The following is an 11,639-nucleotide window of genomic DNA, read 5'->3' on the forward strand; positions in this document are numbered from 1 at the left end:
CATGTTCTCAGGGCCTTCCCAGCTCATCGTCGATCAAGGAAAAGAGCTCGTCCGCGCCGGCCGCGGCGATCTCCTGGTCGAGCACCGGCTCCGGCGCGTCCTCGGTGGTCACCGTGGCCAGCAGCTCCCACAGCCGGGCGGTGACGGCCGTGCGCAGCGCGTCGTCGCCGACGGCGGCCACGCGCGCCTCCATCAGGTCCAGGTCGGCGAGGACCGAGGGCATGTCAGGGGCCTGCGGCGCGACCGGGGTTGGCGGTGCGGCGGCAGGTGGCGGCGGTCCGGCCGGAGCCGGTGATGCGGCCGGGAGCTGTTCCGGGGTGAGCCGTCCCAGCAGGTGCCGTGCCAGCGCGGCCGGGCTCGGGTGGTCGAAGGTGACCGTGGCGGCCAGGGTGAGGCCGGTCAGGGCACCGATCCGGTTGCGCAGTTCCAGGGCGGTCAGCGAGTCGAAGCCCAGCTCCGTGAAGCCCCGGTCGAAGGGCACGTCGCCCACACCCGACCGGCCCAGCGCGGTCGCGATCTCCGTCTGCACCATGCGGCGCACCGCCAGCTCCCGGTCGTGGCCGGACAGGGTGAGCAGCCGGTCCCGGAAGGTCTGCGTCCGCCCTGCTGCCCCGGTGCCCGCCCCGCCGGCGGCGCGGACGGAGGTGCGCCCGGCCCCGGAGGACGGCCGGGACCGTCCGCGGAGCATCATGGGCAGGCCGGCCTGCGACGGCCCGGAGCGGTCGAACCGGGCGGGTACCAGGTGTGCCCGGTCCGCGCCGAGCGCGAGGTCGAACAAGGCCAGCCCGTCGTGCGTGGGCAGTGTCAGCAATCCCCTGCGCAGCATCCGCCGCAGGTCGGCGTCGCCGAGCCGCCCGGTCATGCCGGTGCGCTGCTCCCACAGGCCCCAGCCCAGGGAGAGTGCGGGCAGCCCCAGCCGGCGCCGGTGGTGGGCCAGCGCGTCGAGGAAGGCGTTGCCGGCCGCGTAGTTCGCCTGTCCGGCCAGTCCGATCGTGGCCGAGACCGAGGAGAACAGCACGAACGCCGACAGGCCGAGGTCGCGGGTCAGCTCGTGCAGGTGCCAGGCCGCGTCCGCCTTCGCGGCCAGGACGGCCGTGAGCTGATTGGCCGTCAGCGACAGTGTCGCGCCGTCGTCCATCACCCCGGCCGCGTGCACCACGGCCCGCAGCGGCGCCGATGCGGGGACCGCCGCGACGGTCTCCGCGAGCGCGGACCGGTCGGTGACGTCGCAGGCGGCCACCCGGACGGTGGCGCCCGCCGCAGTCAGTTCCGCGACCAGGCCGTCCGCGCCGTCGGCGGCCGGGCCGCTGCGGCTGACGAGCAGCAGGTGGCGTACGCCGTGCGCGGTCACCAGGTGCCGTGCCACGGCGGCGCCGAGTCCGCCGGTCCCGCCGGTGATCAGGACGGTTCCACCGGGGCCGGCGGCCAGGCGGCCTGGGCCGGTTCCGGGCCCGGGCACGGAGCCGCGCGCCAGCCGGGGTGCGAGGACCGTGCCGGAGGCCAGGGCGAGCTGTGGTTCGCCCGTCGCCAGGGCGCGGTCCAGGTCGTCGGCCGCCGGTTCGCCGGTGCCGTCGCAGTCCAGCAGGACGATCCGGCCCGGGTGTTCGGTCTGCGCCGGCCGCAGCAGTCCCCATACGGTGGCGGCGGCGAGGTCGACGGGGGTGTCCGGTTCCACGGCCACGCCCCGCCTGGTACGGACCACCAGCCGTGACGTGCCGTCGTCGTGGTCCCGCAGCCATTTCTGTACGTCGCGCAGTACGGACTGCGTGGTCGCGTGGACGGCGTCCGGCAGGCCCGCCCCGTCCGCCGTCGCCTCGTCCGTCGTCACCTCCAGGACGTCCGTCGTGGCGTACGCCTGCACCGGCCCGCCGGACGCGGCGGCCTCCCGCCACTCGACCTGGAAGAGGTCGGGGTCGAAGCGCCGGGCCTCCAGCGGCCGCAGGGCGAGGGAGCCGACTGTCAGCACGTCGATGCCGCTGCCGTCGGTGACGGCCAGCGACGCCCGGTGCTCACCGGCCGGGCTGATCCGGACCCGGAGCTGGGAGGCGCCCACCGCCGTCAGCCGTACGCCGGACCACGAGAACGGCACGACCGGGCCGGGCCCCGCCTCCAGCACCAGGGGGTGCAGCGCCGCGTCGAGCAGCGCCGGGTGTACGTGGAAGGGGCCCGCCTCGTCCCGCAGTGCCAGTTCGGCGAGGAGGTCGTCCCCGTGCCGCCAGACGGCCTGGAGGTTGCGGAACGCCGGGCCGTATTCCAGGCCGCGCTCGGCGAGCCGGTCGTAGCAGTCCGCGAGGTCCACCGGGACGGCTCCGGGCGGGGGCCATGCGGTCAGCGTGGCGCCCGGTGCGCCGGCCGGACCCGTACCGACCTGTCCGGTGGCGTGCAGCTGCCATGTGCCGTCGCCGTCACCATGGACGCGGCCGTGGACACGGACCGCGCGCCGGCCCGCCTCGTCGGGGGCCGCCGCACGCAGCTGCACCTCGACCTCGCCCCGCTCCGGGACGATCAGCGGCGTGTGCAGGGTCAGTTCCTCCACCAGGTCGCCGACGCCCAGGGCCATTTCCAGCAACGCCGTTCCGGGCACCACGATCCGCCCCTGCACGCGGTGGTCGGCCAGCCAGGGGCGGGCTTGCAGCGACAGGCGTTCGGTGCGGAGAATGCCGTCACCGTCGGCGAGTTCCACCGCGCGCCCCAGCAGCGGCTGGTCGGCCCTGGCGTCGAGCCAGTACCGCCGGCGCCGGAAGGCGTACGTCGGCAGTTCGACGCGGGACGCGCCGGCGCCGGCGAACGCCGGGCTCCAGTCCACCGCCGTACCGCGCGTCCAGACCTCCGCCACGGACGTCAGGAACCGGTCCAGTCCCCCTTCGTCACGCCGCAGCGTCCCCGAGACGGCGGCCGGGGCGGGCGTCCCGGGGCGGCTGTCCAGGACTTCCTGGACGGCCGGGACGAGCACCGGGTGGGAGCTGACCTCGATGAAGGTGCCGTGCCCTTGTGCGGCCAGTGCTTCCACGGCCGACCGGAAGTGCACGGTCTGCCGCAGGTTCCGGTACCAGTAGCCCGCGTCCACCAGCCCGTCGCCCAGCCAGTCCCGTTCGACGGTCGAGTAGAACGGCACCTGTGCGGGGCGGGGGCGCAGGTCCGCGAGCACCCGGGCGAGTTCGTCCTCGATGCGCTCGACGTGCGAGGTGTGCGAGGCGTAGTCCACCGGGACCTTGCGGGCCCGGCCGCCCTCCGCCTCGCACACGGTCAGCAGTGCGTCCAGCGCCTCCGGGTCACCGGCGACCACCGTGGCCGAAGGGCCGTTCAGCGCGGCGATCTCCAGGCGGTCCGCCCATGGCTCGATCCGCGACTCCACCTCCGCCAGGGGCAGCGCCAGCGACACCATCCCGCCGAGGCCGGCCAGCCCCGCGGCGATCGCCTGCGACCGCAGCGCCACCACCCGCGCCGCGTCCCGCAGGGACAGCGCACCGGCCACGCACGCCGCCGCGATCTCGCCCTGGGAGTGCCCCACCACCGCCGACGGCTCGACGCCGTACGACCGCCACAGGGCCGCGAGCGAAACCATCACCGCCCAGGACGCCGGCTGCACCACGTCCACCCGTGTGAGCGTCGGTTCGCCGGGGGCCTGCCGCAGTACGCCTTCGAGGTCCCAGTCCACGAACTCGGCCAGTGCCGTGGCACACGCGCGGAGCCGTTCCGCGAACGCGGGGGCCTCGTCCAGCAGCGCGGCGGCCATGCCGGCCCACTGTGAACCCTGGCCGGGGAAGACGAAGACCACCCGGTCGCCTGTGCGGCGGGCCGCTCCTGTGATCACGTGCGGCGCCTTCTCGTCGCGCGCCGCCCCGTCCAGCCCGGCGAGCAGGGTCTCCCGGTCTGCGGCCACGACGACGGCACGGTGCTCGAACTCCGTACGGGAAGCCGCCAGCGACCAGCCGATGTCCACCGGGCGCAGTTCCGCGCCGGACGCCACCCGTTCGCGCAGCCTGTCGGCCTGGGCCCGCAGCGCGGCCTCGGACGCGCCCGACACCAGCACCGGTACCGGGCGCTCCGGGGCCGCCGCCTCCCGAGGGCTGTCCGCGGTCTCCGCGGGCGCCTGCTCAATGATCACGTGCGCGTTGGTGCCGCTGATCCCGAAGGACGAGACGCCGGCCCGACGCGGCCGCCCGGTCTCCGGCCACGGCCGCTGCTCGGTCAGCAGCCCGACCGCCCCCGACGACCAGTCCACATGGCGCGACGGCACATCGGCGTGCAGCGTTCGCGGCAGCACACCATGACGCAGCGCCAGCACGGTCTTGATCACGCCTGCGACACCCGCGGCTGCCTGGGTGTGGCCGATGTTCGACTTCAGCGAGCCCAGCCACAGCGGTTCCGTACGGCCTTGCCCGTAGGTCGCCAGCAGCGCCTGCGCCTCGATCGGGTCACCCAAGGTCGTGCCGGTGCCGTGCGCCTCCACCGCGTCCACGTCCGCCGCCGACAGGCCCGCGCTCGCCAGCGCGTCACGGATGACCCGTTGCTGGGCGGGGCCGTTGGGGGCGCTGAGGCCGTTGGACGCGCCGTCCTGGTTGGTGGCCGAGCCGCGCACCACCGCCAGGACGCGGTGCCCGTTGCGCCGCGCGTCCGACAGCCGCTCCAGCACCAGGACGCCCACGCCCTCGGACCAGCCTGTACCGTCGGCCGCGTCCGAGAACGCCTTGCACCGGCCGTCCGGCGACAGCCCGCCCTGCCGGGAGAACTCCATGAACATGCCGGGCGTGGACATCACCGCCGCGCCGCCGGCCAACGCCAGCGAGCACTCCCCCGACCGCAGCGACTGCGCCGCCAGGTGCAACGCCACCAGCGACGACGAACACGCCGTGTCCACCGTCACCGCCGGGCCCTCGAACCCGAACGTGTACGCCACCCGCCCGGACGCCACACTCGGAGCGCCGCCGGTGAGCGCGTGTCCGCCGAAGCTCTCCGACGTCTCATGCAGCCGGGGCACGTAGTCCTGGTTCATGACACCCATGAACACGGCCGTACGGCTCCCGCGCAGCGTGACGGGATCGACGGCGGAACGTTCCAGCGCCTCCCACGACGCCTCCAACAGCAGCCGCTGCTGCGGGTCCATCGCCCGCGCCTCCCGCGGGCTGATCCGGAAGAAGTCGGCGTCGAACTCCGCCGCGTCCGGCAGGAAACCGCCCGTACGCACGCCACCCGTGCTCGCCTCGTCCAGGCTCCAGCCGCGGTCCTCCGGGAACGCCGACATCGCATCCGTCCCCTCGGACACCAGCCGCCACAGGTCGTCCGGTGACGCCACACCGCCCGGCAGCCGGCAGCTCATGCCCACGATCGCGACCGGATCGTCGTCCGGGACGGGAGCGTCGGCGCCGCCCCGGTCCGGCGCGTCCCCCGCCAGCTCGTCGCGGAGGTGGCGTACGACCGCGCCGGGCGTGGGGTGGTCGAAGACCAGGGTGGTCGGCAGCCGCAGGCCGGTCGCGCGGCTCAGCCGGTTGCTGAGTTCCACCGCGGTGACCGAGTCGAAACCGAGCTCCTTGAACGTCCGGTCGGAGCCGACCTCCGCCGTGTCGGCGTGCCCGAGGACGGCCGCCGTCTGCGCGCCGACCAGCTCCCGCAGTTCCCGTTCGTCCGTGCTGGACGGCTCGGCGGCGGGCTCAGCCTCCGGTATCGCCGCCGGCTGCGGTACGGGCAGGGCGGCACCGTCGCCGGAGATCCAGTAGGGCTGCCGCTGGAAGGCGTACGGAGGCAGTTCCACCGTACGGGCACCGGTGCCCTCGAACATCGCCCGCCAGTCCAACGCCACGCCCTGGACGTGCAGTTCGGCCATGGACAGCAGCAACCGCCGGGCGCCTCCCTCGCCGCGCCGCAACGTGCCCTGGACGAGCGCGCCGGACACCCGGCCGACCGTGTCCTGGACGGCCATGGTGAGCACCGGGTGCGGGCTGGCCTCCACGAACACTCCGTGCCCGTCCTCGGCGAGCGCCCTGACGGCGTCCTCCAGGCGTACCGTTTCGCGCAGGTTGCGGTACCAGTACTCGGTGTCCAGACGGTCCGCTTCCAGACGGCCACCGGTGACGGTGGAGTAGAACGCGACGCCGCTGTCCCGGGCCGTGACGTGCCGGGCCGCCCGCAGGACCTCGTCGCGGATCTCCTCCACCTGCGCCGAGTGCGAGGCGTAGTCGATCGGCACGATCCGGGCACGGACGCCCTGGGCCTTGTACTCGGCCACCATCGCGTGCACGACGTCGACGGGTCCGGAGACGACGACCGCGTTCGGGCCGTTCAGCGCACCGATCGTCACCCGTTCCGGATCGACGTCGGCCGCGGGCATCGCCAGCAGGGCCATCGCCCCGCGACCGGACAGCCGGGCGACGATGGCCTTGCCGCGCTCGGCCATCAGCCGGAGGGCGTCCTCCAGGGAGACGATCCCCGCCGCGCAGGCCGCGGTGATCTCCCCCTGGGAGTGGCCCACCACGGCGGACGGCGCGAGGCCGACCGAGCGCCAGACCTCGGCCAGCGACACCTGCACCGCGAACAGTGCGGGCTGCATGACGTCCATGCGCAGCAGTGCGGCCTCGTCGGCGAGCACGTCGCGCAACGACCAGTCGACCAGTGCGTCCAGCAGCCGCGCGCAGGTGTCCATCCGGGCGGCGAACACCGGTGAGGTCTCCCACAGCTCCAGCGCCATCCCGGCCCACTGCGGCCCCTGGCCGGGGAACATCCAGACCACGCCCGGTTTCTGGGCGGAAGGGCCCTGGGCGGAGGTGGCCACGCCTTCGACGACGTTCGGCGTGGGCTCGCCGGCCGCCAGCGCGGCCAGGCCGTCGAGCAGTTCGGCGCGGTCGGCGGCCACGACGATGCCGCGGTGCTTCAGTGCCGTACGGGTGGTGGCCGTCGAGAAGCCCACGTCCGCAGGGGTCAGCTCCTCCTCTGCCGCCACCCGCTCCAGCAGTCGTCCCGCCTGGGCGCGCAGCGCCTGCGCGCTGCCGCCCGACACCAGGACCGGCACCGGGAGCACGGCCGGGCCTCCGGTACGGGGGCCCGGCGGGGCGCCCCCTTCTCCGGAGCCGTCCCCGGCCGGCTCGCCGGTGCCCGAGGGCGTGCCAGGGGCCTCCGCGACCACCAGGTGGCAGTTGGTGCCGCCCAGGCCGAACGAGCTGACTCCGGCGAGGCGGGGGCCCGGCGGCCACGGGCCGGTGGTGTCGTTCACCCGGAGCCGCAGCCGCTCCATCGGGATCGAAGGGTGCGGCTCGGTGTAGTGCAGGCTCGCCGGGAGGATCCCGTGGCGCAGCGACAGCGCGACCTTGATCAGCCCGACGACGCCGGCGGCGCCGTCCAGGTGCCCGATGTTGGTCTTCACCGAGCCGACGAGCAACGGCTGCCCCGGCTCCCGGCCCTGGCCGAGCACGGTGCCGAGGGCGTCCGCCTCGACGGGGTCCCCTGCCTTCGTGCCGGTGCCGTGCGCCTCCACGTAGCGTACGTGCGCGGGGTCGGTCCCCGCCCGGGCACAGGCGTCGCGCAGCAGGGCCCGCTGTGCGTCACCGTCCGGCACGGTGAGCGCGGGGCCGCCGCCGTCGTTGTTCACGGCGCCGCCGAGCAGGACGCAGTGGATCCGGTCGCCGTCCGCGAGGGCGTCCGCCAGGCGTTTGAGGACGACCATGCCGCCGCCCTCGCCCCGGACGGTGCCGTTGGCGCGCGCGTCGAAGGCGTGGCACCGGCCGTCCGGTGACAGGGCGCCGGAGCGGGCGAAGGCGAGCGTGCTGTCCGGCGTCAGGTTCAGGTGGACGCCGCCGGCCAGCGCCAGTGCGGTGGTGTGCGACAGCAGGCTCTCGCAGGCAAGGTGCACGGCGACCAGGGACGAGGACTGTGCCGTGTCGACCGTGAGGCTGGGGCCGCGCAGGCCGAGGTGGTAGGAGAGCCGGTTGGCGATGACGCCCCGGCTCAGCCCGGCCAGCGAGTGGTGCGACACGGCGCCGGGGCCGTGCCGGTGGACGAGCGTGGCGTAATCGTCGCCGGTGGCGCCGAGCAGCACCGCGGCGGAGCCGCCGCGCAGGGTCTCCGGCACGATGCCCGCGTGTTCCAGCGCCGTCCAGGCGAGTTCGAGCGCCAGCCGCTGCCGCGGGTCCATCGCCGCCGCTTCCCTCGGTGAGATACCGAAGAAGCCGGGGTCGAAGCCGTCGACCCGGTCCAGGAAGCCGCCCCGCCGCTGTCCCGGTCCGTCCAGGGTTCCGGCGGCACCGTCGAGGTCCCATCGCCCGTCCGGTACGTCGGTGATCGCGTCCACGCCGTCGTGCAGCAGGCGCCAGAAGGCGGCGAGGTCGTCGGCGCCCGGGACCCGGCAGGACATGCCGACGACGGCGACCGCGCGCTCGGCCGGGTACTGCGTGGTCATGTCCGCTTCCTCCGCCGGGGGTGCCTGATGATCGGGGCGGCCGGTCATCCCGCTGCATCCGTTCGTGCCTGGCCCGATCCGGCGCGCAGCCGGGTCAGGTCCGCTTCGGGGCGGGCCACGATCTCCCGCAGCAGCCGCTCGTAGGCGCGCGCCATGCCCTCGGCCGTCCGCCGGGTGAACAGGTCGGTGCTGTACTCCAGCGAGCACCGCAGTCCGGCCGCCGTCTCCTGGGCCGTCAGGCTGAGGTCGTACTTCGCCGTACGGGAGCCGGGTACCGGGTCCAGCGGGACCACGGTGAGCGCCGCGGGCTCGCCGTCGTCGGCCGGCAGCGGAGCCGGGAGCAGGTTGAACATCACCTGGAACAGCGGGGAGTGCGCCGGGTCGGGTTCCGGCACCAGGGCCCGGACCAGGTCGGCGAACGGCAGGTCCTTGTGTTCGTGGGCCTCGGCGACGGCCTGCCTGGTCTGGGTCAGCAGCTCGGTGAACGGGCGCTCCGGCGCGATGCCGAGGCGCAGCACGACCATGTTGACGAAGTAGCCGACGAGCTGTTCCAGCTCGGATGCAGGCCGGTTGGCGACGGGTGATCCGATCGCCAGTTCCCGGTCCTCGCAGTGGCCGCCCAGCAGCACCGCGAACGCCGCCAGCAGGGTCATGTACAGCGAGGTGCCGCGCTCCTGGCTGAGCCGCTGGAGCCGGGTGTGCAGGTCGAGCGGGACGTGGAAGTCCACCGAGGCGCCCTGGAAGGACTTCACCGGGCATCGCTGGTAGTCGCCGCGCAGCGACAGGCAGGCCGGCAGGCCCTCCAGACGGCGGCGCCAGTACGTCTGCTGGCGGTCCAGTTCCGCGGCGTCGACCGTGCGGCTCTGCCGGCGGGCGAAGTCGGCGTACTGGAGCGGCAGGGACGGCAAGGCCGGTTCACGTCCCTGGCTCAGCGCGCCGTACAGCGCGAGCAGTTCGGTGAGCAGCGTCCGTACCGACCAGCCGTCGAAGACGCCCCAGGGCCGGGTGAGGACGAGGACGTGTCCGTCGTCCGGCAGGGTCAGGACGTGGGCCCGCAGGACGTAGGGGTCGTCCGGCGAGAAGGGGCGCAGCCGTTCGGCGCGGAGCCATTCGGTGACCGCGGTGTCGTCGCCGGCCGCGACGACGCACACGGTGAAGCCGGCGCTGTCGTGCACCCGCTGGGTGATGGTCCCGTCGGTGCGGACGTAACTGGTCCGCAGCACCGCGTGGCGGGCGACGAGGGCTTCGACGGCGCGCACGTAGGCGTCGCGGTCCAGCCGCCCCTGGACCCGGAAGGCGAGCTGCACGTTGTCGTACGACGTGCCCAGGTGCGCGGGCCGGTCGAGGAACCACAGGTCCCGCTGTTGCAGGGCGAGCGGCGCCGGCTCGTCGTCCCCGGCGGCGCCGGGCCGGGCCGGCTCGGGTCCCGTGGCGCCCGGCTCCCGGCCCAGGGCCTCGGCCATCTCCGCCACGGTGGCACCGGTGAGGATCAGCTGGAGCGGCAGTTCCGCTCCCGTCTCCTCCTTCACGCGCAGGTTGAGCCGGACGGCCAGCAGGGAGTCCCCGCCCAGGGAGAAGAAGTTGTCCTCGATTCCGACGCGGCCGACTCCGAGCACGTCTTCCAGTACCCGGCAGAGCGTGTGCTGTGCCTCGGTCGTGGGCGCGACGTAGACCTCCTTGGCCACGGCGTCCTCGTCCGGTGCGGGCAGCGCGCGCTTGTCGACCTTGCCGTTGACCGTGACGGGCAGTTCTTCGAGGAGTACGAAGACGCCGGGGACCATGTAGTCCGGCAGTTCCGCCGACAGGCGGTCCTTGAGCGTGCGCGCCATGGACGGGCCCAGGTCGCCGATCCGCGGGACGTTGGCGAGGTCCGCGGCGCGGTAGGGGGCACGTGCCCGTACGGGAGGCAGTGCTCCCTTGCCGAGGACCAGGTCCAGCGCGTCGGGACGGTCCTGCGACCAGGTGGGCGCCACCCGGTAGCCGAGCGATTCGGCGTGGCGCAGTACGGCTTCCAGCTCCCGCACTTCCCCGGCGGCCCGCGCGGACAGCCGGGCGCCGCCCGGCAGCGGCTCGATCTCGTGGGAGGGCGACCAGCGGGTCAGCCCTTCGGCGAGCCGTACGTCGTCGGCGACCCGGGGATTGGCCAGGCCGCTGACGCCGAACCGGGCGGGGGTGCCGTTGTCCAGGAGTGTGCGCAGCTGCGCGGCGGTGGGGATGTCCAGCCAGGGGAAGGGCTCGGCCGGAGGGGTGGCGCCCTTGGTCAGGACGACGTCGTAGCGGTAGGCGAGCATCTCGTTGTCGCCCGTTCCGCGCTTGGCCATCAGGTCGACGGCGCCCAGTTCGGGGAACCGCTCGGTCAGCCCGGCGCAGTACGTGGGGCTGAGGAGCAGTTCGTTCTCCTGCCGCCGGTGCCGCTGCAGTCGCGCGGTCATGGCTCCGGCAGTGGTGCGGCCGCCGGTACGGCCGCGCTCGACCGCGCCGAGGTGGGCGGTGTACAGGTCCAGGTTCCTGAGGTCGCCGAGGAGGATGCGGCCGCCGTCCTCGACGTGGGGCAGCAGTTGCGCGATGACGTCTTCCAGGTACTGCCGGTTCGGGAAGTACTGCGCGACCGAGTTGACGACCACGGTGTCGAAGGTGGCGCCGGACTCCTCCGCCAGGCGCCGCACCGACAGGGCGTCCCCCTGCTCCAGGGTGACGTGCGACCAGCCCCGGCGTTCCACGCCCCGCCGGACGTCGCCGAGCGCCGACGCCGACAGGTCGAGGGCGTGCACCGACGCGCAGTCCTGGGCGTAGCGGAAGAGCAGCAGTCCGGTGCCGCAGCCGATCTCCAGGAGCCGCTTGGGCCGCAGTTCCCCGATGCGCCGGACCGTACCGTCCACCCACTCGCGCATCTCGCGCTCCGCGATGGGCTCGCCGGTGTAGCTGCTGTCCCAGCCGGCCAGGTTCAGGTCGTCCGCGGTGTCCTCATCGAGGGACCCGGTGTACTGGTCCTCGAACACGCGCTGCCACTGGTCGAGGAGCCCGGCGTTCTGTTCCCGGGCCGCGGCGTCCAGCCACCGCGCCGTCGGCGACACGTAGGCGACCAGCGCACGGCTGCCACCGGATTCCCGCGGGACGACGACACTGTGGGACACGGCTTCGTGCCGCCCGAGGGCGGCCTCGATCTCGCCGAGTTCGATGCGGAAGCCGCGGATCTTGACCTGGTCGTCGTTACGGCCCTGGTACTCCAGCGATCCGTCCGGCAACTGCC

2 protein-coding genes are annotated in these 11,639 nt (G+C 74.2%); both read right to left on the minus strand.

Annotation, left to right across the window (positions count from 1 at the left end; all coding sequences use genetic code 11):
- Nucleotides 1-7: 7 nt before the first annotated feature.
- Nucleotides 8-8,389, minus strand: coding sequence for a type I polyketide synthase (locus ACZ4Z1_RS35405; protein ID WP_468490768.1), 8,382 nt, complete (start codon nucleotides 8,387-8,389; stop codon nucleotides 8-10).
- Nucleotides 8,390-8,433: 44 nt separating this feature from the next.
- Nucleotides 8,434-11,639 (minus strand): condensation domain-containing protein (locus ACZ4Z1_RS35410; protein ID WP_468490769.1); only part of this gene is annotated, 3,206 nt, incomplete at its 5' end.

The organism is Streptomyces sp. NPDC030165, from assembly GCF_055573595.1.

Coding starts and splice junctions, on each gene's coding strand:
- ACZ4Z1_RS35405 (WP_468490768.1), bottom strand. CDS start 8,389: ATGACCACGCAGTACCCGGCCGAGCGCGCGGTCGCCGTCGTCGGCATG.